Raw genomic sequence first — 25,880 nt, 5'->3', positions numbered from 1 at the left:
ACACCATTTCATCCATAAAATGCACTATCAATCCATCATAGTTTTTTATTAGATTTAACCCATGAAGCTTATAATATTCGATCTGGATGGAACATTATTGGATACATTACAAGATCTTGGAGACAGCTGCAACGCAATCCTTCAGCAATATGGTTATCCCATACATCAGTTACCTGCTTATAAGAAATTTGTAGGCAATGGTGTACAGAAACTGATCGAACGGGCCCTTCCCGAACATGCACGAACCACGGAAATAATTGCAACACTACTAACGGCATTTAAGACCTACTACGAAGAGCAGACAATATCCCATACCCGAGCCTATACTGGCATTGTCTCCCTGCTACAGACGCTCAAATCTTCGGGGTACCTCATCTCGGTAGCATCCAATAAATATCATGAGGCGGTTATCCCATTGATTGAACAGTATTTTCCTACAATTTCTTTTGATCTGATCCTTGGTCACCGCACAGGACATCCGGCCAAACCTGATCCAGATATTGTCCTGGATACCCTCTGGACATTAGGGATAGCAAAAGAAAACTGCTACTATGTAGGCGATTCTTCTGTTGATATGGACACAGCCAATAACGCAGGAGTGACTGCTATAGGTGTAACCTGGGGGTTTCGCGATGAAACCGAATTGAGGCAGCATGGTGCAAAGCATATTATTCACGTTCCGCAGGAATTGCTGAACATTGTATAAAAGAAAAAGCCGAACTTTATTCCAACTATGGTTTAAGTTCAGCTTTTTTGAATTAAAATATTGTAGTTAGCTACATTTTAGCATCCATCAGCTTTTCACTTTGCGACTTTGGTTTTCCTAATTTCATCTTGATCACAAAAGCTTTATTTGAGTTAAACGAATTGGGAAGCCGAATATCGTAATATGTATTTTTGTCTAAGTCTAGACCAATATCCGTATGGCGTAATTCTAAAGATTGTCCATTTTGGAGTATAGTGGCCGTAACCGGAACTTCAGCGGCACCCTTAGGAACAGCGATACGAACAATATTATTGACTGGACGATTAAAGACCGTAAGGTAAAGATTATCTTCTTTTTTTGTAAAGTAACCCAATTTGGATGGAGCAAGACCAGCATGTCTGACACCATATACCGCTTCACCATTTATCTTGATCCAGTCTCCGATCTCCTTGGCGAGCTTATCCTCTCCAGGATGCATATGACCATTCCCGTCAGGGCCAAAGTTTAGCACGAAATTGCCATTCATGGAAACGCAATTCATCAACATATCGATGAGATCATCTGAGGTCTTGGTATAAATCCCAGACCAGTCTTTCATATAGCCCCAACCATTCGGTGGAATCGTCATGACACAATCCCAGTCACGTCCTTCCAACCATTCAAACTCCTTCGGCATTTTTCGTTCCCAACCTTGTTCATAGTCACCTAGCATCTCGCCGTTGGAGTCAAAATGCCGCTTTTCAAATTCATCATTTCTAAATCGGCTTCCGATAATCAATCCGGGATGCTTTTCACGCAGCTCTTTTTCTAATTTATACGTAAAATCATACGCTTGGATCCAAGATTGATCCCAAGTACCATCAAACCAAAAACCTTTTATTTGCGGGTAGTTTTCCAGAAGTTCTAGCAACTGATTACGCGTGTATTCCAAAAACTTATTGAATTTAGCCTTTTCTTCAGGAGTAGAGGGAGCTTTCCCCATATAGTTTGAATTATTCCATTCTAGAATTGAAAAATACAAAAATACATCTATTCCTTCCTCTGTATAAGCGTCTACGACCTGCTTGACAATATCTTTTTTATAAGGGCTCTTCTTCACGGTATAGTCTGTATATTTAGAAGGCCACAAGGCAAATCCATCGTGATGTTTTGTGGTAAAAATAAGATACTTTGCCCCCATTTCTTTTGCCTGTTTAGCCCAGCTTTTTGCGTCAAAACCTGTAGGATTGAACTTTCTGTAGAGATTATCATAAGTATTCTTCCAATCCTTCGGTGCTGTTGGCCCACTCCAGGTACGTATCCATTCGGATGCCGCGGCTCCTTTTCGAGCACTGACCCCTTCCCATTCATTACCAGGAATTGCATACAAGCCCCAATGGATAAATTGTCCTAATCCATAGTTTCGGAACCGTTCCATCGCCTCATCTGTCCGATGTGCAGGTGTCAGAGGGCCATATTTCACCTCTACTTTGTTTTCGACTTTCTTGCGAGGACCTGTCCATTGTGCCGAAGTAGTTTTTACCCCCAGCAATATACTGCCGAGAATCAATGTTGTGATTAATTTATTATATTTCATCTTATCATTATTTCTTTGAAATTGATTACTCCCAACGACAAATAAATCTGTGTTTATTGAGCCGATATATGTTGTCCATCCGATTATTACTTTGGATTATCTATATATTGTTTTTGCGATTTCTTGATAACCGCAGGCTCTGGATTACTGTCCTTAAATGGATCAAAATAATAAAGTCCCTGATCGCGGTATAAGGGCAAATGCTTTTTTAACTTTTTTGTAAATTCATCAAAATCACGCCCTATTCCAGGTACCCATGCTGCCTCCGCTAATGCGGCTATTCTAGGGAACACAAGATAATCTAAACGATTGACATTGGTCACCGTCTCAGTCCAAAGATTAGCCTGAATACCCAAGACCTGTTTTTTTCTTTTCCCCAAACTATCCAATTGATTTCCAGCAAAATTGTACACATCCTGCAAAGGATTGAAGTCTTTCCCCCATTTGCGACCATACTTATGATTCTCTTGTTGTACAAAGTCAAAATACATGGGCAACCTAGGAGTTAGGATAACTTGATAGCCTTTATCCAAGATCTTGTTTAGCTGTTCTGGTTTATCATGACGCCACCACATCATGACCGTCTGATCCTTAGCCAGTTTGGCATCCACCATTTCATCCCAAACAATAATCTTTCCGTTTATCCCAGCCACAGAATCAGCCATACGACGAATAAAATACTCTTCAACTTCTTTGTTGGACTTTAGACCTACTGTCTTTTTCAATTCCTGAACTTTGGCATCATTATCCCAGGCATCGCTGCCGAAAGCGACCTCATCTCCTCCTAAATGAATATAGACAGAGGGAAACAGTGTTTTCACTTCACGCAAAACATCAGTCAAAAATGTATATGTTGTATTTTTAGCAGGATGGAAAGTAAAATCAGGATGTTTTTCGTTGCCCCCGCCAGAGAGGAAAGGATAAGCCCGGTTTGCGGCTGTAGCATGTCCCGGCATATCAATTTCAGGAATGACCTCAATATTTCGCTCAGCAGCGTAGGTAATGATCTCACTAATATCAGCTTGACTATAATACTGTACCGGAGCGTAAGGATTGAGATAATTGCCTATTCCTCCAACTTGGGTTAACCAGGGGTATTTTTGTATACTTAAGCGCCAAGCCGGTTCATCTGTCAAATGCCAATGGAATTTATTCAACTTGTAAAAAGCCATCCAATCCAGTAAAGATTTCACTTTCTCCTTACCAAAAAAATGGCGCGATTCATCTAGCATAAACCCTCGCCAGACAAATTGAGGTTTGTCTTCGACCTCTATTGTGTTTAATCGAATCTGATTATCTTTGCGCTCCGCAACTGAAAACAGTTGGTCAACACTCGATATAGCGTTGAGAATGCCCGCCTGAGCAGAAGCATAAATTTTTATAGATGCCCCCGTAATTGATAGCTTGTAAGCCTCTTCATCCAATTTATCATCTCTTATCAAACAGATATTCGCAGCATCTCGCTGATCTGTAGCATAACTGGTCAGGCCATATTTGGCTAATACAAGTCTTTGAAAGTACTGTCTTCCTGTCCCGAATGCCGGATCAGCAAAAACAAGAAGTGTGTTCTTTACTACAACCTGTTTATCCGAGACTTTCGCATAAAGCGGCTTTGGAATAATGTCAACTTGCCCCTGAACATGTTGTATGACAAAAAAAGAGAAGCAGAAAAGAAAGATGCTATTTAAGTTCATCAAAATTTGGTTTAGTGAGTTTCAAAACAATATTCCAACATATCGTCATCGTAAATACTGTTCGTCAAATTTAATCATCCGCGGAAAACAAAAAAAGGAAGATACCCGAAGATATCTTCCTCATTCTTAATCCCACTTGGGATTCTGTGTAATTTTAGGATTTTTAGCTATCTCCGAAGTCGGAATTGGCCACAAATAATCTCTTGGAGTCTCAAATCTTCTTAAAGAAGCATCCTGTAAAATAATATAATTTTTATCATTTACCCGAGTCTTTGCATCCCATTTTTGGTCTTTATCAGTCAGATATTCCGTAAATAGATAACTTCCCAACAAAGTTTTTGGCATTTCCACTTCCGCTGTTTTCCAGCGGATTAAATCCCAATAGGCGAATCCTTCAAAAGCCAATTCCACATTTCGCTCACGGCGTATTTCTTCTCGCATATTTAAGCCATTACTTGCGACCAAAGCATTAGTTAATTTGCCCATAGAAACAAAATTAGGAGCAGCAGCTGTACCGATATTCACCTGTGGCAAACGCTCACGCAGTAAATTAATAGTCCGATCTAAATCCACATCTAAAATAGTTTTATCTAATTCATAGACCGCCTCTGCGTAATTCAACAATACTTCCGCATAGCGCAAAACAGGTTTATCGATAAAGGAAGCCTGTCTTGCCCAGAACTGTTCGTTGGCATACTTACGGATTCCAAACCCGCTTCGTTGTCTACTAGGGTTAGGAATCGTATAGTTACCACCTGAAATATATTCATCTCCTCTTTTAAACAACGTAAAAGTCATCCGCGGATCGCGTTTCCCAAAATATTCCGCATGTGTCATCGTCTTATCGGGTTCTTGATACAAGGGTGACTTAGTCGTCGGAAGTCCATCTGCCATCACATAATTATCAACAAAATTTTGGGTGGGTACAATTGAATTCCCTTCATAATAGCGTTGCACAGGTGTAGAAACGATACTGTTATCCTGACTGATACCATAACCCCTGACCAAAATATTTTCTCTATTTGCCCGGCCTTCCCCAGCCAATTGGAATAAGTTGAAATAGGCATTGTTTGTGATTTGGCCATTTGTTGTGACCGGCTGAGAAAACAAAGCATGCATATTAGAACTCATCACAGCTTCTGCCGCTTCTTTTGCCATTAAAAGATGTTTCCTAGGCTCGCCATATACATGAAACTCTTCCCGTGTTCCTTCAAATAATGCCACCCGCGATTTAAAAGCCAACGCTGCCGTTTTCGAAACACGACCATACTCTTTTGCGGTGTTAATCTCATCAGCAGTACGTAGCGCCTCGATCGCATAATCCAGATCGTCAAAAATTAATTGCAGTACTTCCTCTCTCGAGGCTCTTGGCAAATAAACATCAGGGTCATCCACCAACATGGTTTTAGTAATCAATGGAACGCCGCCAAAGCGCTTGAACATCTCAAAATAATACCAGGCTCTAAAAAAATGAGCCTCACCGACATACCAATTCACCTGTTTAGGATCCCCTCCTTTTGCCAATACTTCTTTGGACTTTTCAATCAATTTATTTGCCTGAAAAATATTGGAGTAGTCGTAGTCATCACTTGTTGCCGGTTTTACACGGGAGCCGTCCGAAATTGGATCACCTTTGTCATTGGGATAGGCAAAAGTCGACCAGTTGTCCATATTTACCTCCCTTTGTGTCAGCCCCGGTAATGTTGTATAGAAATAATTTGCCGCCAAGCGTAAATCAGCGACTGTATTCCAAAAACCGACATCCGGTACGGTCGTTTCTGGCAATTCATCAATTTTACACGATTGCACTGAGCCAAGTGTAAGTGAAGCGAGCAGTATATATATAAATTTTCTTTTCATGGTAATCAATTCTTAAAAATCAAGGTTTATTCCAAACGATATTGTCCGAGCAAATGGATAAGGGGAAGCGATCTCCGTCGTTGAACCCTCTCTCGTTGGTTTCATTTCAGGGTCAACGACACCTTTGAATACCCCCATTTTGGATAATGTCAACAAATCCTCTCCTGAAGCATAAAATCTAATTCGTTCAAACGGTAGTCTCTTCATCTGATCCTTTGTCAATGTATAGCCGATCTGAACGTTTTTCAAGCGGGCATAAGCACCGCTCAGATACCATTTGCTTGACTCCTGGAAATTCTGCGTCCCCTCAAGATAAGGTCTTGGGAAAGCCGCATTGGTATTCTCCGGTGTCCAATAGTCGGTCTGGAAAGACATAGGCATATACCAAGAAGCCAGTAAAGGTTGGATCAGCTCATTGCTAGGTTTAAATTTGCGTTTGGCAATTCCCTGAATAAACATACCCAAATCAAAGTTTTTATAGCTCAAATTGATATTAAAGCCATACTGATATCTTGGGTTGATATCCCCCAAATAAACTAAATCACCGGAATCTCCCAGTTGACCCCCACCTGGGCTTATTTTCCCATCACCATTGACATCCACATATCTGACATCCCCCAACCCGGGAACTCCTGTTTTGTTCAAGAGCTCTTTATAACTCGGTGCTTGTGCAAGATCCGCTTCGGTTTGGAAATAACCATCCGCCTGGTAACCCCAGATTGAATTCAGTGCATAGCCCTCAACCCGTGGATTAACGCCAGATCTGATGATATTACCGGCTCCACCATATCTTACCAACCGATTCTGATTGTCCGCGAGGTTGAAATTTACATTATAGGAGAAGTCCTCACCGACCTTATCGCTATACCCCAAGTTGAATTCCCAACCCCAGGTTTTTAGCTTTCCATCGTTTGACCGCGGGATCTTTATACCCAGCGTTTCGGGCAGGTCAACCGCCACCAACATATTGTTATTATATTTGTTGTAGTAGTCAAAAGATCCCTTAAGTTTACGCTTTAAGAAACTAAAATCCAATCCAAAATTCTGTGTTTCAACGGTTTCCCAACTAATCCCCAAAGCCGGAAGCATATCCTGATAAATATAGGATTGTTTAATATCACCTAAAACAACCCCAGTTCTTCCTGGATCCGTATTAGGGCCGATCTTTAATTGCGCCAGAAAATCATAATATTGGATCCCAACCTGTGAGCCCACTTTACCCCATGATACACGTGGCTTCAATTCACTCACGACATCTGCAATTGATTCAAACCACGCTTCGCGGCTCATATTCCAGCCAGCAGAGAAGGATGGAAATACCTTCACACGGACACCTGGAAATAAACGTGAACTTTCATCGCTTCTAACCGTCGCCTCAAAAAGATATTTTTCATCATAGTTATAGTTAAACCGTCCAAAATATGCTTGCATTTTCCCACGTTCAGCGCGCTGTTCGTGTGATTTATTCAAGGGATCAGAGGTGAAATTTAAACTTGGATTATCATTGACATACAAGTTCTTTGCACTTGCGGTGATCTGTCCAAAATCATAAGACTGAAACTGATAACCACCCATAAGATGAAAATTATGTTTCTCTGCTAGCTTGAAATCATAATCCGCAATTGCCTGATAATTTAACGATAATGTTTTATAGTCCGTGATGGCATAGTTATTCGGATTATTCAATTGACTTGCCGTTTTGGGATCCGGACCAGAATAATAGGTTACAGTCCTTCTAAAATTGCGGTTCTGTTGATTTGTATTCTCGCGGCTATACATCAATTTGACATTCAACCCCTTTACAAAATTACTCAGCGTCGCTGTTACGTTATTGAAATAGGTATCTTTTCTGTCCCGGTTAAATCCGCCATCTTTCATTAAAGCGTAACCGATAGCGGACGAAGTACCGCTCCGATAGTAAGTACCATCTTCGTTATAAAGCGGAAAACGCATACGTGAAGAGTAAAACTGACGCAATATTCCATTTCCACCACCATCAATACCATAGCCACCATCCTGTGGATTATCGGTTGCCTGATTGATATAGGCAGACCCAATATCCAATTTTAAATACTTATTTACCTGAGCTGAGATGTTTGCACGGGCATTCCAGCGTGTAAAATGATCTTCGCCTACTTTGAACATACCCGCCTGGCTCATATTACCAAGTGAGGCCATGTAGGTAATTTTCTCACTACCACCCGAAAATTGGATATTGTTGTTGTACAGATTATAGGACTTCTTAGCAACCTCATCAATTAGATTCTTTTGATTATAGGTACGCCATTGTCCGTTCGCACCCAAAACGAATGTTGGACCGTTAACCGCATAGTTTAGATCCTCATCATTATACTCTGGTGCTAAACCGGCATTTGCCCGTCCCAGATTCATATATTTCATCTCCTCAACCAAAGAAAGACGGTCGGGCATATTAGAAGGCATCTGGATACCCATATTGCTCATCACAGTAATACGGCCAGGACCAGTTTTTCCTCTTTTGGTCTGGATCAGAATAACACCGCCTGCAGATTGAGAGCCGTAAATCGCTGTCGCTCCACCATCTTTTAGTACACTGATATTTTCAATATCATTCGGATTTAACCCTTCAAATGTTGAGGGAGAACTGATCACACCATCGATTACATACAAAGGCGGAACGTTATCCGTAGCGGAAGAAGCTCCCCGCAACTGAATCGTTAGGCCCTGTCCCCCTGGTTTACCCGATTGCCTGGTAACGACTAAGCCGGGAGCCGCCCCTTGAAGCATATTTGCTACTGTCGGTGCTGGACGGTTTTGTAAAACCTTGGTGTCTACCTGTGTCACGGCGCTGGTCATATTCGTTTTCTTCTGGGTTCCATAGGCGACCACCACGACCTCCTCCAGTATATCTTCCGATTTGGCGAGGGTCACCTGGGATGATTGATTCGCAGCTGCCTCTTTAGAAACATAACCAACAGAATTAAAAAGTAGCACTGCATTCGAGGAGGACACAGCTAAGGAGAATTTCCCTTGACTATCCGTTGATGTTGAATGTGCAGTCCCTTTCTCAGAGACCGTCACCCCCGCGATAGGTTTTCCATTTTCATCAACAACTGTACCATTGATTTTCTGCTGAAAAGCAGACATTGAAGTGCCATTTTTTACTGTTGATAGATGGGGATTTTTAGCCTGCGCAGTGCCCATTAATGAAAATGCGACCATCGGCGTCAGGAAAGCGAGATGGCAATATAATCTCGTTTTTCTAAATTGGTGTCCGTAGTGAGATCTATTCATATTATGTTTTCTAAGGTTTGTTAGTGTTGGTAATTTGGTCTTATATCTAATGCAATTGTAAAGAAATTATTAAGTTATTACCCAAGACCAAAGCCACACAATCGTTTGCGCTATTCTCGAAAACGTTGTAGTGTACAACCTACAAACAGGATAATAAAGAAATAAATAAGACGTTAATTGAAAAATAAATTACATAAAATAAATTTATTTTCATTTTACTGTTTTTCGAAAAAGAAGCTAATTAGGCATTGTCTTTTTGTTGGTTATATTTGAAAACGAAACAAATACCCTAAGTTAAAAACCATATGATTAAAAGGATTTTTTATACGCTCTTCTTTATTGGGATAACGATGCTGAATCTGCAAGCCAGAACAGTCATTCCGTTCAATGCGAACTGGTCGTTTAAAAAAGGTCCATTTTCCACCTCAGCATTAGACTATAACCAGACATTTGATGGAAAGTGGCAATTGGTTACCCTACCACATACCTGGAATGCTACCGACATGCAGACAGCAGAGATCAAGCCGGGCAGCCTTGGAAAAAACGAACGTTTTTATACCGGTGATGCTTATTACCGCAAATCATTTGTCCCCGGATCAGACTGGAAAGGTAAGCGTGTTTTCATCCGATTTGAAGGAGTAAATACGAATACCGAAGTTTACTTAAATAATAAACCCCTCCCTGCCAAAACAGGAAAAAATGAAGTTAGTTACGATAATTCCCAACGAAATGGCAACTACAGTTTTGTTGGTCGACATCAGGGCGGCTATTCCGCTTTTGTCTTCGAATTAACCAATATGGTACAATTGGGAGTAGAAAACGAGCTACTGGTCAAGGTCAATAATGAAGCCAGTCCACAGGTTATCCCGGTCAACCACACGCTATTCCCGATGTACGGTGGTATTTATCGTCCTGTTGAACTTATTATCACCGATGACATTCATGTTGCTGTGAATGACTTTGCTTCCCAAGGTGTCTATATCACGCAACAAAATGTTTCAAAAAAGGCTGCAGATATAGCGTTAAAAATAAAAATCGACAACAAATCCGGAAAAACACAACCGATCGAATTATTAACGACCATCTTTGAAAAGGATGGCACCATAAAAGCAAAACAACAAACAGCTTATACGTTGCCACCTCAGGGCCGTCAGGTCTTATCACAACTAATTGTGGTCAAAAACCCGCATTTATGGCAAGGACTGGACGATCCCTACCTTTACAAGGTTGTGACACAGATCAAAAAAGATGGTCAGGTCATTGACGAGGTAATGGCACCCTTAGGGATACGCAAATTTGAACTACGCACTGGCCAAGGTTTCTTTTTGAATGACATCAAGTATCCTCTATATGGTGTATGTCGACATCAGGATCGTTGGGGCAAAGGCTCAGCCTTGAGCAACGCCGACCACGACGAAGATCTATCTATTATCAAAGAAATGGGAGCTACTTCTATCCGTCTGGCACACTATCAACAGTCAGCATATTTCTATTCCAAATGCGATAGTATCGGGCTTGTGATCTGGGCCGAAATCCCATTTGTGAATCGCGTGACAACGTTGGAAGACAACAACGCCCAACAACAGTTGAAAGAATTAATTCGACAAAATTTCAATCACCCTTCTATCTATATCTGGGGGATGCATAACGAAGTTTACTCGCCGTCCGCCTACACAGTAGAACTTACAACTAAACTAAATGATCTCGCTAAATCCGAAGACCCAGATCGTTACACCGTCTCCGTAAGCGGATACAATGTAATTGATCATCCGGTTAACAACAATGCAGATGTACAGGGAATCAACCATTATTTCGGTTGGTATAATGGTGAATTGGAGGACAAATCTGATAAAGATGACGATGTAGCCACATGGGCACAACGTATAAGTAAAGAGTTTAAAGACTACAAGATTATCTTTTCTGAATACGGTGCCGAAGCAGTTCCTGAGGATCAGGCGGAAGAGGTAGGCAATTTCGGCAACCAATGGAGCAATCCATCATTTTTCCCAGAAGAATATGCGACAAAATTCCATGAAGTCCATTGGGGCGTAATCTCCAAAAGCCCTATTTTCCTAGGGTCATACGTGTGGAATACTTTTGATTTCGCCACACCGATTACCGCACTGAACGTTAATCCGAGAAATTATAAAGGATTGGTTTCTTTTGATAGAAAATTGAAAAAAGATGGCTTCTACTGGTATAAAGCAAATTGGAGCAAAGAACCAGTATTGTATGTCACCCAACGCCGTATGATCAATCGCGGAAATGAAATTACCCCGGTAACTATTTATTCCAATAGAGGCGAACCAACCTTAACTGTTAACGGAACTGTTATCAAAGGCGTTAGAAAAGGGCAAACAGATGTGCATTACATTTTTGATAACGTCAAACTTACGAAGGGGGCGAACACGATCGAAGCTAAGATCATACAAAAAGACGGAAAGATATTGACAGATAGTATTCATTGGAATTACGATCCATCTTATAAGCAAAATGCATCAGGACCAACCAAATCAAAAACTGAACACGTAGGTCTCTAATACCAAAATTAAATAGAATGAAAAAGCCGCACTAGTCCTTGCATTAGTGTGGCTTTTTTATGTAAAAGTGATTTCGGACTTACCCTATCATCATTCTGAATCCACATCTAACCAGCTTTTAAGAAAAAAATTACCAGATGGTCATTAACCGACATAAGCCAACCGTTTACCGAGATTCACTCCTGATTAGCCTAATGACTCTCCCCCCTTCAGCGAATCTCCCCTACCTTTGAGATATCAAATAAGAAATAAAAACATTAAAAAATAAACATCATGGCAACTAAAACAACATTCAGCATTAACAGCAAAACAATCACAAAAGCTTTTCAAGACCTTTTTGATTCATTTAAAAGCTCACGCTTAAAGGTTTCTTCCAAAACTGGACAGGAATACCTCAACATATCATTACTACTGGCGGTGATCATTGGAATTATCTTTCCGGTAGCTTTTGTAGTCCTTATTATCCTTACTTTGATTTGCAGCCTGCAGTTGGCCATCTTACAAGAGGATAAACAGGAGGAAGAAAAACAAAAAATGATCGAGCTAAAATAAACGCTGTCCTTGACATAACTTAACATAAACGGGTTGCCCATCAATGGGCATCCCATTCTATTTTTATCAATATCTTACTTAAAGATCGGAAAATACATTATTCCAACCTTGGATTAAATTATCTGCCACAACCCCTATTTTGTCTGAGTCTTGATTTTTTTGATATACGCGATGACGATGTCCTAGAGTCATTCTATACAATATATTTAACATTTTTTCTCAGTTTCACGTCACACATCCTATTGTTAAGTCGTCACTCATTTTCTCTGCCCCATTTTTAACCAAAAACAATGTAATCGATTGATTTATATTTATTTTTTAATAGAAAATTAATTTCCGTACCTTAAACTGAACAAAACTTTTTAGTATTGTAAATGCTATAAAATAACCCTAAGCGAAAACCATTTATAAATTATGATCATGAGATATATTATCTTGTTCCTTCTATTTATACAAATAAACTTCAGCTACGCACAAAGCAACAGTATTTACCTGCATACAGACAGAGATTATTATTTTCCTGGCGATACGGTATGGTTTAAAGGTTACATTTTGGAAGAAGGTCTTCTTTCGAAAAATGTATTTAACCTCTACCTCAAATGGGCAGATGGACAGGGTAAAGAATTCCAGCAGGCCGTAGCAATGGTTTCGCAAGGTATTACAGCAAGTCATTTTGTTATCCCACCAACTTATCAGGGAGACGAGTTATTTATCAATGCCTATACAAATGACCCGAATTGTCCACAAGGCCGCCCATATTTTAAGAAAATTGGCATACTGCAACTGGGAAAACCTATTTCAGACCAACGATCTGATTTTTCTAAAAAAGAAAAGCACTACAATCTATTTCTTTATCCTGAAGGAGGTTTATTATTAAGTGACATTTCGAATCAGCTTACAATCAAATGTACGGACAACAATGGAATCCCGTCCATGGCCAAAGGTAGCCTGACAGATGATCAGGGTAAGTTTTTAGGTGATTTCCAGACTGACGGGGCAGGGCTTGCCATGATTTATTTTACCCCGAATTTGGCTACAAACTATTTCATCGAATGGACCGCTGTGGATGGAAACATTCGAAAAAACAGCTTGCCAGCGGCGAAATTGGGCAGTAAAGCTAGCCTGATAACGGAGAATGATCAAACCGTCATCCAATTACAGACCAATATCGATTCACAATCTGTACGTATTGAAGCCAGCTTACAACAACGTTTTCTTTTCAAAGAACAAGTGCACCTGATTAAGGGAAAAAAAATTAATATTCCGCTTCAGAATAACAGTTTGGAATATGGGCTTTTACAAGTTAAAGTCAACGATACTTCAGATCAATTACTTTCTTCGCGAACAGCCATCATTGGACAAGAACAAATCCTGCTCAAGCCAGAGGTTTCTTTACAACGCGGTGAAGGTGAAAAATCTGGGAATAGGCTCCAATTACAGCTTCCATTAAAAGAGTCTGCAAAATTATCAATTTCAGTCACGGATATTGATGTTCCGATAGATAGCAACGAAAGTATATTGACTGATCTATACCTTAAACCATTAGCCTCAGACAATTTAATCGCACCTCAAGTTTACTGGAACAAAAGCAAGAATAGAGACGGTTATATTCAGAGTGTGAACTGGCTCCGAGAAATCTGCTATAGCGATAAGCAATTCTATAAAGATACATTACTTGTTTTAAAAGGCCAGATAATAATGCCAAAAGACAGATGGGCTAAGTTTTATGAAAGCTACCGAAACCTATTGAAGAAGGAGGAAAAATCCAAGGGCGTTGACCGAGGAGCTTCTTTCGGTTATCAGGATTTTGGCTCATCACGCATGAAATACCAAGAAATTGGTTTTGATTCTCTGGGCAGATTTAGTATTCCCAACTTAATCATTTTTGATTCCGTAGAAACCAAATTTAGCCAAATCTACCGTCGGTTAAAATTTGAGCCGTTTTCTGTCCATTATACTTTTGCGAATCCGCAGCAGTTCCGACGTCCGGTTTATATCGCTGACAGCCTACCACAAAGAGATTATAAAACGACAGATTTAATCCAACTCGAAAGCTTTGCTCCAAATTTCACTGTTGACGCAAAGGGACAGCGCAGGCTAGCAACTGTTGTCGTCCACAGAAGTCGATTGCAAAGAGAGCAAGAGCGCGTTCAAAAAAGATTCTATATGGCAGATGTTCCGACCAACATAAAGCCCGATGCAATAATATATCCAGCACTTGACAGCAATGTGATTAAACGGTCTTATGATATTAGCGATTATATACGGAAACAACTCAAAAGTTATAACCCGCAAAGAAACTACAAAATCTATATCAATGGAATAGAACAGATCTTTACTAATTTTGAATCCAATATTGATGGTAATGGGCTCTTTGAAGACGCGGCTAACTTTCCAATGGTAAAATATTATGCGAGTTTACCGCAGGCAGATAATCAGCCGGCCATTCTTCTTTTTCAGTCCTCAGTAGGTGAAGTCGACCGTGAGATTGGCAAGGCAGTGGATAAGCAGACCCTTATGGGGTACATGCCGATTACACAATATACCAATGTGACCTACGAAACTACAGCCAAGAAGTTTAATAGTCCCAAAGATTATCGATCAACATTATATTGGAATGCCTTTGCAACTATGGAAGCCGGAAATACATCAGGACTTTTCACCTTTTTTAATAATAGTCGAGCAAAGGGCTTTTGTATAACCATCCAAGGTATCACGGAATCTGGTAAGCTGGTTTACTATAGAGAGATCTTTAAGTAAAAGATGTCACATACAGCCCTTATAAAAATAATTGGATAAATGCTGTATGTGACAAAAAGTTTAAAGTCCATGAAAAACAACCGAAAGGTATTAAACTTACTTAATAAGCCAAGCCTTTGTTACATTCCTTATAAGGACTTCAATAGAGCCATAGAATTCTATCTAATTTCAATCTCACAGAAATGACAATTTCTGTCCTATAGACCCTATCTCTTTGACAGGAATATCTACTCCAACGTTGGATTGAATTCTCCACCCCAGTCTTTATTTTGCTTGATATTGGGGTTCTTATCTATCACAGATTGAGCAATCGGGAAGAAATAATATGTATCTGGCACCAGATTGATTTTATTTCCGGTACTAGGCACCTGCAATACATTGTACTTAAACTGATTTTCTTTCAGTTGATAATTTTTAGCCAAGTCTGCTGCCGCCTTTAGATCCATATCGGTTCCGTTTGCATTGATCGCAATAGCTTCCACTCCCTGTTTGGTTTTATTATTCAGGACAGCAAGCTTACGTAAGCGACGCAAGTCCCAAAAGCGATGCCCTTCGAAGCAAAACTCAATATTTCTTTCCGCCAATAGAGCCTCCCGCATATCGGATTTATTACCCGCAATGATACCATAGCTATTATCTCCTCCCGGTTCGATACCGGCACGCATCCGAATCTGTTTTAAAAGGGACATTGCTGTAGCCAAATCCCCTGTTTCATTTGCTGTTTCAGCATAATTCAATAGCACTTCCGCATAGCGCATCAGTACAAAATCCACATCATATTGGGTCTCCACCTGCGTTTGTCGTAAAGAGAGTTTTGAATTCTTCAAAATAAAAAAGCCTGTATACCGGTCTCTATTTGAGGAAGTTGTTCCAGCTTTTGGATTTTCTCCAAAATTGTCCAGTGCATCCGCGATGCCCAGCGAGGTATATTGTCTTTTCCCCGTTTTACCCGAAACCTCATAGACCTTCCCGTTCCAAACAATGGATTTATCAAAACGTGGATCGCGGTTCTCCCAATAACTTTGTAGGAACTGCTCATCTGTTTTATGGTATTTACCCGTCGGATCTGTATATAATTTACCATCTTTCATTGGAAATTCTTTCACAAAATCCCAGGTTGGCACAGCACTAGCTGTCCCCCGGCTTTCGGAGCCCGGCCGCACCCCATTATCCCAGTTGGCAACTTTGTTGGGATACGAGTTTATAACAGCAAAGACCACCTCAGGACCTTTCTCCACCAATGCAATATTATAGTAATCAGCGGTCAAGTTATAACCCTGTGCCTTTAGCTGCTCATAGGCCTTTTTATTCACCGCATTCGCTTCTGTCCAATAGGCATTTCCATAAGGATTGGAAGGATTAAATTGTGGTGATGCTTTATACAACAATACTTTAGCTTTAAAGGCCAAGGCAAAATTACCATCAATACGTCCATAATCCGCTGCACCTTTCGCTATGGTCATCGGCAAATAGGTCAGCGCCTCATCCAGGTCTTTTACCATTAAGTCAAAACATTCTTTGGTACTGTTTCGCAGAACTTTCAATTCATCATCCTCCAGATCCTGTGGTTTTGTGATGTAGGGTACGCCACCATGATGCTTGACCATATTGAAATACATATAGGCACGCATAAAAAGTGCCTGACCTAGGATGGATTTCTTTGTCGCATCATTTAATCCTGTACTTCCAGACACCTTTTGAATAGCAGTATTGATCTTGCGCATGGTGGTATAGTCCCAAGCCTTGTAGGCCGTGTTATTGACCGTCACTGCATTCAAAGGGAAATTAATTCCAGCAAGCTGTTGCGAATTATTGTCTGCCCCACTGTTCCAATTTCCAAATAAGGTATATAAATTAGCCAGATAAGCATTGACAAGATTGGGGTCATTCCACACCTTGTCTTCATTTACCGAATTGAGATCCTCAATATCCAATACATTCTTGCAAGAAGCCGTTGTCAGCAACAAGGCAACTAGCGGATAAAATATCTTTTTCATCATTAAAAATCAATTAAAATTTAACATCAAGGCCCAATGTAAACGTTTTCATCACCGGATAGGAATCGTACATTTTTTGCTCTGGATCATGGAATTCCTTCATCGGTGAAAAAACAAAGAGATTGGTTCCGTTTAAGAATACGTTGACACTCTTCATTTTGATTTTTTCCATCATTGCCAGCGGTAGTGTGTAGGAAATATTTAAATCCCGTAATCGCATATAAGCGCCATTTCGGATCCAGAATGTTGAGGAGGTGGCACCAGATTCCTGCCAGTTATAACCTACAGGACGTGGGTATTTAGCATCCGTATTATCCGGAGTCCAGACATCCGAAGTCCAGATTGGATAATAGGGTCTAAACGTATCCCCGTGTTGCCGCATTCCTGCTCCTTCCTGATTGCTGATCACACGATCATAAGCCAATACGCCTTGAAATAAAGCAGATACATAGAAACCTTTCCAACTGGCATTAAATCCAAATCCATAATTAATGCGCGGTGTATTATTCTCCGAAAGTAACTGCATATCATTGTCATCGATAATGCCGTCTGGCTGGTCAGAATAATTTTGTCCACGGATATCTTTATACAGAATCATGCCCGGATAAGGGTCACGTCCATAAGTCTTAAAGCCCTTTCCCTTCAGTGCATCAGCTTCGGCCTGCGTACGGACCAGTCCCGAAGCTTCCAAACCAATAATGCGATTTTCAGGTCGCCCTACCTTGGATCGAAAATTTTCCCGTCCTCCTGCTGCGTAGGAAGGTTCCTCGTCAAAAATATCCCATCGGTCTTTTGCATAACCCATATTCGCATTCAAACCATAAGAAACTTCACCAACCCTATCATTCCAGTTGAGTGAGAGCTCGCCCCCTCTAAAGCTTCGCGCCGCATAGTTTTCCGGCGCCAGCCCTCTTCCATAATTATCCGGGACCTTAATTCCCCTCGTTCCGAGAATATCGCTTTCCTTCCGGATAAATCCATCTAAACTACCTGTCAGTTTATTGTGGACAAAACCAAAGTCTATCCCTACGTTATAACTCTTGGATTTTGTCCAGGTAAGGTTTGTGGTCGGATTATCGAGGTACGTTACCCCAGTGTAATAGCTATCGCCAAAAATATATCCCGGCACCGGTGTTCTGCTTCCTGTTCGCGAAGTAATGATCGAGCTATATTTCTCCATATACGAATAGGGTAATATCGAATAGCCTTCCACATCCACAAAGTTACCCGAACTTCCGTACGATGCACGTAGTTTTAGATCACTGACCGTATTTTTGATGGACGAAAAGAAATTCTCATCTGATATCCGCCAACCAAGGGACATGGATGGGAAAAATCCCCAGCGTTTATCATTTGGGAATAAAGGCGAGCCATCGTAACGGAAAGAAAACTCGGCTATGTACTTATCCGCATAGTTATAGTTCGCCCGACCGATCACCCCGCGTCGCGCATCCATTAATTCAAAGGCATCTGTCGATCGCATGCTCCTGTCTGTCGGATAAATATACATCTGATCCAATGGGATAATTGGATTTTCAGCCCGCGATGTAATGTTCGTATTACCCGATTTAAACTGCTCATAAACAACCAGACCATCCACCGTATGTTTGCCAAACTTGCGGTTGTAGTTTAGGAACCAGTCCACCTGGTATTGCCATTTTCGTTGTGGATTATAGTCCATAAAGGGCTGGGCCTGACTAAAGGTGAATACATTTGTCCTATCCTCCGATGGTGGGGCTGGTATGAAACGGTTCCCATTAGGATTCAGCGAAGTAAATGTATAATTCTTTTGGAAACTCATATAACGCTTGCGCATATAGTCTTCTGCTACGTAACTACCCACCAATTTTGTAGAAAGTCCCTCTAACAGTTTATCCAGTTTTAAATTAAGGGTCATGATCGGATTTACCTGGCGTACTTTGCGATCAATGTATCGATCGCCGATGACCTGGTCAATCACATTCCAGGCCTGCCAGCTTCCCATCGGTGTCTGTACAGGATAAGCCGTTGGGGTATTGCTCGGCGTTCCGTCCGCGGTCAGATAAAAGGGATACATCTTAGGCCAGTTGAAAGTAACCCTATAAAAATCCGAAACATCAAAATCATCATCACTGGCGGATGTACTAAATGGCCAGAAGAACCTATTGGAGTTCGTCTGATTGGCCGAGATATTAAAATCCATACTAAATGCGTCACTGATTTTCGCTGAAATATTACTACGGAGATTGAACTTTTCGTGATCTAGCGATTTATAAGATCCATTTTCTTTCCGATAGCTCAATAAGGCATAGTAGGTAATCTTGTCGCCTCCGCCGTTAACAGCAATAGACTGCCTATGGCTGAAAGGGTTTCGCCAGATAACATCATTGGTATTATAATTTTTGTCTTTAAAATAGTCAAATTCACGCTGTCCATTTGGAGCCACCCACGGTTCACTTTTCTTTCCCTGTTCCCAACGGAATTGGGAAACTCGATTCTGGTAGATTAGTTCATCCGTCGCGGTAGTCAGATTGGCCAATAACGTCTGTGTTGGTGCACTGAAGGAATAATTACTCTGCACATTGAACACCGGTGCCTGGGAAGTCCCTTTTTTTGTCGTCACTAGCACAACGCCATTACCTGCTCTCGTACCATATACAGCGGCAGTTCCGGCATCTTTCAAGAAACTCATCTGATCTACTTCATTTGCTTCCAGGGCATCAAAAGCAGCTTTATCACGCACCACACCATCAATCACATAAAGCGGTTCGACAGCAGCTCCACGGATACGTAAGGAAGAGGAAGCTCCGGCCATCCCTGAGGTATTGGTCACATTCACCCCAGCAGCCCTTCCCGCCAAGGTATTGGACAGATTGGATGGCGAGATATTTTTCAGTTGTTCAGAGTTTACTGCTGCAACAGCTCCGGTTAGATTTCCCTTTTTCTGTTTACCATACCCCACGATAACCACCTCTTCTAACGATTCGGTATTGCCAATCATCGTCACAGCGATCGTTCCGCTACTTACTGCGACCTCTTGCCGCGCATAACCTTGATAATTGATAACCAGAAAATCGCCCTGTTTGGCGCGGATAGAAAAGCTACCATTGGCATCGGTCGACGCTTGGATCGTGCTACCTTTTACGGTAATTGTAGCACCCGCAAGCGGTTCGCCTTTTTCATTCTTCACATTACCCGAAATTTGCTGCTGTTCGACATGAAAATAGCTTAATTTCGATTTCAAATTGCTCGCAATTAAATTAGGGGACGAGCATAAAAGACTTAGACCTAAAAGACTTAAAGGTCTGGCTTTGCTGTAAAAAAGATAATTCTTTTTCATAATTAAAATGGAGGTGTTTAGATAATAGTTTACAAACAATTACTAAAAGGTTTATTGGTATTTTATCTTTTGTAAAAAAATTACAAAAGATAGTTGATTCTAATAGGAAATTAAATAAAAGAATCTGAAAATAAAAATGAAATTGAACAAAAGAAACTGAAAACCAAGTTGTTTTTTTATGTTTTACAAATGGGTTATTAGAATAATTAACCCATTATTTTTATAAAACAACGGGCATAGTAGGGGATGTTCGCTCTAAAAAGAGCAGATATTTAGAAATTAGAGGGTTTTTCTAACAACAAAAGCAGCTACGGAGACAGCTGCTTTTGTTCAATCGAAAGATGTACTGTATATACTATCTTTTCTCCGTTTTGTTGAAAGGAAGAGTTGGCGACAGATTAAATGTAAAATTACCTTTTGAATCTACTCCACCAGCCCCCCTAACACGAGCCTTAATTTCGTACTTCGCATTCGGATTATAATCTCTCACGGTGAAATTGTAATAAAAAGGTTTAATCTTATTCGTTCCTCTAAATTTGTCCGCAAGCGCATGATGTCCATCCTCATCAATAATACGACCATCCTGCAGCAATTGGACAGCATCTATTTCCAGAAAATTCTTACCATCTACAAAGAAAAAACCAGCTTGTGCCCGTCCATTGTCATAAATCTTCTTGGTCACATCAAAGGTTAATGTACTATACTCCTCTTTAATGTCATCACTTTTCCAGCTACCTGCAATATACCCCCCATTATGATAGTAATCAATCCGCATGGAATCCAGACGTGGAAGATTAGCATCCAGTCTACGGCAAAACTCCGCATAATCTTTCTCTGACTTAGATGCCCAACCTATTTCAGCGACAGCAAGTAACCGTGGAAAATTCTGCACATTCATATCTTTGATATCCTGGGCGATCGCCGACCACATATTACCCTGCACCCCCAGCACCAATTGATCTTCCACTGCCGTCAATCCATTTGATGGATCAAAGTCATAGACCCTTTTTAGGGAATTAATCTGCGGATAGGCCAGGTCAGTCATTGTACCATCATTGCGATCCGCCTGTGTAATATCGAAATATAAATGTGAGGCAGGTGTTGCCACAGCCTTAAATCCATCTTTTGTCGCCTCTTTAATCGCCTCCTCTCCAAGCCAGCTCATAATAGCTGTACTTTTGGGAAGATTCTTAGCATCAGCCAAAATATCGTTCCAGCCAATAGGTTTTTTGCCTTTCTGAACTATGATAGCCGATACACGTTGTACAAAATAACTTTGCAATGCTTTGACATCCGCAATCTGATGCTGCTTCATAAAATCCTGCACATGTGGTTCCTTTTCCCATAAGTCATGACGGACCTCATCCCCTCCGAAATGAATATAGCTTCCTGGAAATAGACTGGCAATCTCGGTAAACACATCATCCAAAAATTGATAGGTTGTCTCTTTTGTTGGATCAAGCGTATTTGGTGTAAACTGGTTACCCCAATAACTCCAGGACGACACAAAAGGAAAAATATGATTGGGGTAAGAATTCTTATTCACCCCCAAGGCAGGATAGGCTAATATTGTTGGCCAGGAGTGCCCCGGTACGTCAATTTCAGGAACAATTGTAATATTGCGTTCTTTAGCATACTGAACCACCTCCTTTATCTGTTCTTGGGTATAAAAACCACTACGCTCAGCCGGTTGTTTTTCAGTACGATGGAAGACAGTCGCATTCTCGGCCGTTAATTTGGGATATTTCTTTATTTCGATACGCCATCCCTGATCATCCGTCAAATGCCAATGAAAGGTATTCATTTTATATAAAGCCATTGCATCCAGGTACTTCTTCACAGTATTTATCGTATAGAATGTGCGGCTTACATCTTTCATATACCCACGCCAGTGGTATCGGGGATAATCTTTGATCGCAACAGCAGGAATGGACCAAGTGGATTCATTAACAGTACTATTAGTTGTCTCGATTGCAGCGGGTAGAAGCTGGCGCAACGATTGTGACGCATTGAAAAAACCATGCGCTGTCTTTGCTTTCACCGTCACTTTTTTAGCAGAAACATCCAACTGATACCCTTCATCACTAGGAAGATCCAGTTTTTTATCTAAAATAAACTCAATCGTATTGCTTGATTGCCTTTTTTCTATCATTGAATAATGGCTTGCTTGCCGCAATTGCCTAACGAATAGGTCCACATCTTTAACGCTACAATTTTTAAAACTTATGGTCGTTTGTTTATCTAATTGGAATAAACCTTCCCCATAAGTGATTTCCTGTGGTTTTGGAATGACATTTACAATAGATTGCGCATAGCTTACCTGTCCGATAATTAACGACAACATTGCTGAAATAAACAGTTTTTTCATCAGTTTTACAATTTGTTCCTTTATTAGAAATGAATTATTTTGAGTCAACTATCTGACTCTTTTAGGTTTCCATCGGTAAAATAGAAAATAAAAATTGTACTACCGCCTTGTCCTTTCAATCAAACGATTGTGTAAGTTTTTTAAAAAGTAGCGATTAATTGACAGTTATAAACAACAGCTTTCATTTTTAAGTATTAAATTTGAGTTCCATACTAAACAAAGAGGCTATAATTAATTTATTGGTGAAAGAGTAACAACGTGAAAAATAATAGAAAAATATTTATTTTCAGGACAGTTTTAATTGCTTTTCTGATTCTTTCTTTAGTGTATATCGGTTCGATATTTACCTATCAATATATTGAATATCAAAAAACCGAAGCTCGTCTAAATAAAGCCTATAGCTCCAAAAATCAATTGACAAGTTTATTTTATGAGTTATTTGCATCCTATAATGCTGCAGGAAATGCATTCCGATCATATACGGTAGATTTCAGTGCCGAAAACTTAGCAAACTATACGAAAAACTTAGATAGCCTTCGTTTTTATATTGATTCTCTTTCTACGCTTTCTTCCAAAAAAGGAATATCGTTTTCAACCAATACGCCGTTGGAACAAAACATACATCTCTCTGATGAATTCGCACGCATCAAGAAATCCGTAGATAATATGATCTTCCTGGCAAAGGACTCCCTTTCCCTTTTGACTAAAACCAGTAGAACATTACGTCCAACAACCAATCGGATAGATGCGGATTCCGTTGTTAGCAGAATATTACGAGATACTTCCTTAACTGTCAGAAAAAAGGATACTATTGTCAGAAAAAAAGAAAAACTTTTCGCCCGGATTTTCAAAGCAAAAAATGACACTTTAGTTGCCGACAAACTTGAACAACAATTTAATGTCAATCAGATCAAGGCCATTCACAGCCAGATACAGACATTAATTGAACAGAATGAAACGTTCTATAAGCAAGATTTTAGCAAAATTCGTCGTTCTTTTGTCGAGCTCCAAGATAAGGAAAGACAACTCCTACAATCAAATTATGCACTTTTTAGTACGATCAGTACCGCCCTGCTCAAGATAAAAACACAAGAAGATGAGTCCTTACGGGCGGCCGAGATACAGGATTTCAAATTGTATAAGGAAAACTCTGCCTTTTTCGGGAAGCAAGTTATTGCCTCAATCATCCTAATGATTATTATGGTGACCCTAATTCTGTCCTATCATTATAACACCCTCATTTACGAACGTAAAATCACAGCAGCGCGGGATTATGCATTGCGTACAGCTAAAGAAAAAACCAGTATATTGGCCAATGTGAGCCATGATGTGCGTACACCAGTCAATTCGCTAGTCAGCGTCATTGACCTCCTAAAGAACAACACATCCAACAATCGCGTTAATCCCGCATTATTGGATTCCATCACACAGGATATCCATGTGATCAATGATACGGTAGAAGATATACTCAATCTTGGCAAATTAGAATCAGGCATGCTAGAAATTAAAGAAGAATATTTTTCACCAGCCAACTTACTTGCCAATCTGATAAAAATGCAACAAAGCCAGGCTGATAAAAAGGGGCTTAAGCTAAGCAGCAATATTGCCATAGAACCAGACACCTTAATTAAGAGCGGAGCATATCGCTTGCGTCAGATTGTGTCCAATCTCCTGAGTAATGCCATTAAATATACTGACAAAGGGCAGGTAGAGATTAAGGCATTCATCAACCCTGACGGAAAGAAAACCTTACAGGTAGAGGTTTCAGACACAGGAAAAGGTATTTCAGCTAAAGACCAGGAACATATTTTTGAACAATATTATATGACTGACCTCAGATCCAAAAATAGCTTTGGATTGGGATTACATATTTCCAAGCTTATGGCGGAGCAACTAAATGGAACATTAAGTGTGCAAAGTAAACAAGGAAAAGGCTCGACGTTTACGTTAATCGTTCCAATTGCTGATGAAAAGAAAAGCCTGACGCAAGTTGTTACACAGGACAATCTACCGCTAAATTCACGTATTGTCGTTATCGATGATAACCCTATCAATAATTTATTTGTTAAGCAGGCCCTGCAACAGTTTAAAGACGTACAGATTTTTCAGGATTCACTACAGGCTATGGAGTATCTTCAAAATAATACCAGTGATATTGTCATTACTGACCTTAACATGAATGGCCCTAGCGGCTGGGATATTTTGAATTTAGTTAAAGGGGACAACACTATCCATTCAGCGAACAACAAAGTAATCGCATTAACATCGGATGAATCACAGGTATCCGTACATAGTCCTCAGGGGCAGATCCATCAGTTCGACGGGATCATGGTCAAGCCTTTTAATTTAGCAACATTCGTCCAGATTTTAACATCATAGATTGTATCGCTCGATTATACTGTCATTAACGTCCAATATCAATTGGCTGCTAACATCGACACGCAATCAAGTAAACATAAGGTAAACAACAAAGGGGTCAGCAATATTTGCTGACCCCTTTTTCGTGCTAATTGTTCATAATCCCGAAACACTTCATTACACCTTAGTTGGTGTTAATTCTTAAGATATTATTCGGGCACTTTGGATGGTAATAGAATATTCAACAGGCCTTCTGCTTACAATCCAATAGCATTTCAATATCATGTTCAGAACTTAAATCTTTGATGGCTTTTACCCCGTCATATGTTCGAGGAATATCTGTTTGATTGGCTTCCCATTTCTCACTTGGTAAACTATAGCTAGTCTCTCCTCAAATATGTGTTTTCTTATAAATAATGAATCCCAAAAGTTAGACAAAAACTTTTGGGATTCATTTCATTATAGCGACGACCTTGTTAATTTAAGCTAGACAGCTCGAGGATACTGCACTTCCTGAAACATCCAGTTCTCTATAGACACATTGTCCAGCTGAATTGTCCTCACAAATACCAGATTGGTTTCCTTGACCAGATATATTTACAGTACAAGATCCACTATGGCATCGCTTCACAACAACAACGCCCCATGGAAGGAGAACAAACTGAGCCACTACAATAAGCCGAAATCGACCAAACAGGCCTGACCAGGCAAAGAACAAAATACAGTTCCGCCTGTAGGTAGTAAAATAAGAGTTCCTCCATAACTGCGGCTCCATTGCTCTCTGGAATCTTTTGGGAAGTATGTAAACGCAAGAAGCCCTTGACTGTTTCCAGCAAGGGCTTCTGTGTAAAAAAAGGCACCGACCTACTCTCCCACC

The 25,880-nt window shown here is 40.3% G+C and carries 13 protein-coding genes; 5 read left to right on the top strand and 8 right to left on the bottom strand.

The window, feature by feature from the left end; translation table 11 throughout:
- Positions 1–61 precede the first annotated feature (61 nt).
- Entirely contained in the window at positions 62–706 is a 645-nt protein-coding gene (locus M2408_RS21675) for an HAD family hydrolase (RefSeq protein ID WP_259186570.1), read from the top strand.
- A gap of 70 nt (positions 707–776) precedes the next feature.
- Here the strand turns inward: M2408_RS21675 and M2408_RS21670 are convergent, their stop codons facing one another.
- From M2408_RS21670 to M2408_RS21655, 4 genes are all read right to left on the bottom strand, one after another.
- Positions 777–2,282: an alpha-L-fucosidase gene (locus M2408_RS21670; protein ID WP_259186568.1), complete on the bottom strand. Its 1,506-nt coding sequence runs from the start codon at positions 2,280–2,282 to the stop codon at positions 777–779.
- Between the two features lie 86 nt (positions 2,283–2,368).
- Positions 2,369–3,976: a beta-N-acetylhexosaminidase gene (locus tag M2408_RS21665; RefSeq protein WP_259186566.1), complete on the bottom strand. Its 1,608-nt coding sequence runs from the start codon at positions 3,974–3,976 to the stop codon at positions 2,369–2,371.
- 126 nt (positions 3,977–4,102) lie between these two features.
- Positions 4,103–5,836, bottom strand: a complete 1,734-nt coding sequence (locus tag M2408_RS21660; protein WP_259186565.1) for a RagB/SusD family nutrient uptake outer membrane protein — start codon at positions 5,834–5,836, stop codon at positions 4,103–4,105.
- Between the two features lie 12 nt (positions 5,837–5,848).
- The gene (locus M2408_RS21655) at positions 5,849–9,109 is read right to left on the bottom strand and encodes a TonB-dependent receptor (RefSeq protein ID WP_259186563.1); all 3,261 of its coding nucleotides are present in this window, start codon (positions 9,107–9,109) and stop codon (positions 5,849–5,851) included.
- A 305-nt stretch (positions 9,110–9,414) separates the two neighbouring features.
- Between M2408_RS21655 and M2408_RS21650 the strand changes: the two genes are divergently transcribed.
- From M2408_RS21650 to M2408_RS21640, 3 genes are all read left to right on the top strand, one after another.
- The gene (locus M2408_RS21650; protein WP_259186561.1) at positions 9,415–11,649 is read left to right on the top strand and encodes a glycoside hydrolase family 2 protein; all 2,235 of its coding nucleotides are present in this window, start codon (positions 9,415–9,417) and stop codon (positions 11,647–11,649) included.
- A 273-nt stretch (positions 11,650–11,922) separates the two neighbouring features.
- A complete protein-coding gene (locus M2408_RS21645) occupies positions 11,923–12,201 on the top strand; it encodes a DUF4342 domain-containing protein (RefSeq protein ID WP_259186560.1) in 279 nt (92 codons plus the stop codon).
- A 420-nt stretch (positions 12,202–12,621) separates the two neighbouring features.
- Positions 12,622–14,961, top strand: a complete 2,340-nt coding sequence (locus M2408_RS21640; RefSeq protein WP_259186559.1) for a hypothetical protein — start codon at positions 12,622–12,624, stop codon at positions 14,959–14,961.
- 227 nt (positions 14,962–15,188) lie between these two features.
- Here M2408_RS21640 and M2408_RS21635 read toward each other — a convergent pair whose 3' ends face one another.
- From M2408_RS21635 to M2408_RS21625, 3 genes are all read right to left on the bottom strand, one after another.
- Positions 15,189–16,961 carry a RagB/SusD family nutrient uptake outer membrane protein gene (locus M2408_RS21635; protein ID WP_259186558.1) on the bottom strand — a complete coding sequence of 591 codons (1,773 nt, stop codon included), beginning with the start codon at positions 16,959–16,961 and terminating at the stop codon, positions 15,189–15,191.
- 10 nt (positions 16,962–16,971) lie between these two features.
- On the bottom strand, positions 16,972–20,277 hold the full coding sequence (locus tag M2408_RS21630) for a TonB-dependent receptor (RefSeq protein ID WP_259186557.1): 3,306 nt from the start codon (positions 20,275–20,277) through the stop codon (positions 16,972–16,974).
- A gap of 355 nt (positions 20,278–20,632) precedes the next feature.
- On the bottom strand, positions 20,633–22,645 hold the full coding sequence (locus M2408_RS21625; RefSeq protein ID WP_259186555.1) for a beta-N-acetylhexosaminidase: 2,013 nt from the start codon (positions 22,643–22,645) through the stop codon (positions 20,633–20,635).
- A 258-nt stretch (positions 22,646–22,903) separates the two neighbouring features.
- Between M2408_RS21625 and M2408_RS21620 the strand changes: the two genes are divergently transcribed.
- The gene (locus tag M2408_RS21620; protein ID WP_259186552.1) at positions 22,904–25,024 is read left to right on the top strand and encodes a hybrid sensor histidine kinase/response regulator; all 2,121 of its coding nucleotides are present in this window, start codon (positions 22,904–22,906) and stop codon (positions 25,022–25,024) included.
- A gap of 593 nt (positions 25,025–25,617) precedes the next feature.
- Here M2408_RS21620 and M2408_RS21615 read toward each other — a convergent pair.
- Positions 25,618–25,880, bottom strand: a 263-nt coding sequence (locus M2408_RS21615; RefSeq protein WP_259186550.1) for a hypothetical protein, incomplete at its 5' end; no start/stop codon positions are given.

Source organism: Sphingobacterium sp. BIGb0165 (genome assembly GCF_024810095.1).
GTDB classification, from domain to species: Bacteria; Bacteroidota; Bacteroidia; order Sphingobacteriales; family Sphingobacteriaceae; genus Sphingobacterium; species Sphingobacterium detergens.
Note: the sequence above shows the minus strand (reverse complement) of the source record. Positions and strands in the feature narration are given on the sequence as shown.

Coding starts and splice junctions, on each gene's coding strand:
- M2408_RS21645 (WP_259186560.1), top strand. CDS start 11,923: ATGGCAACTAAAACAACATTCAGCATTAACAGCAAAACAATCACAAAA.
- M2408_RS21630 (WP_259186557.1), bottom strand. CDS start 20,277: ATGAAAAAGAATTATCTTTTTTACAGCAAAGCCAGACCTTTAAGTCTT.
- M2408_RS21650 (WP_259186561.1), top strand. CDS start 9,415: ATGATTAAAAGGATTTTTTATACGCTCTTCTTTATTGGGATAACGATG.
- M2408_RS21675 (WP_259186570.1), top strand. CDS start 62: ATGAAGCTTATAATATTCGATCTGGATGGAACATTATTGGATACATTA.
- M2408_RS21660 (WP_259186565.1), bottom strand. CDS start 5,836: ATGAAAAGAAAATTTATATATATACTGCTCGCTTCACTTACACTTGGC.
- M2408_RS21665 (WP_259186566.1), bottom strand. CDS start 3,976: ATGAACTTAAATAGCATCTTTCTTTTCTGCTTCTCTTTTTTTGTCATA.
- M2408_RS21625 (WP_259186555.1), bottom strand. CDS start 22,645: ATGAAAAAACTGTTTATTTCAGCAATGTTGTCGTTAATTATCGGACAG.
- M2408_RS21670 (WP_259186568.1), bottom strand. CDS start 2,282: ATGAAATATAATAAATTAATCACAACATTGATTCTCGGCAGTATATTG.
- M2408_RS21635 (WP_259186558.1), bottom strand. CDS start 16,961: ATGATGAAAAAGATATTTTATCCGCTAGTTGCCTTGTTGCTGACAACG.
- M2408_RS21640 (WP_259186559.1), top strand. CDS start 12,622: ATGAGATATATTATCTTGTTCCTTCTATTTATACAAATAAACTTCAGC.
- M2408_RS21655 (WP_259186563.1), bottom strand. CDS start 9,109: ATGAATAGATCTCACTACGGACACCAATTTAGAAAAACGAGATTATAT.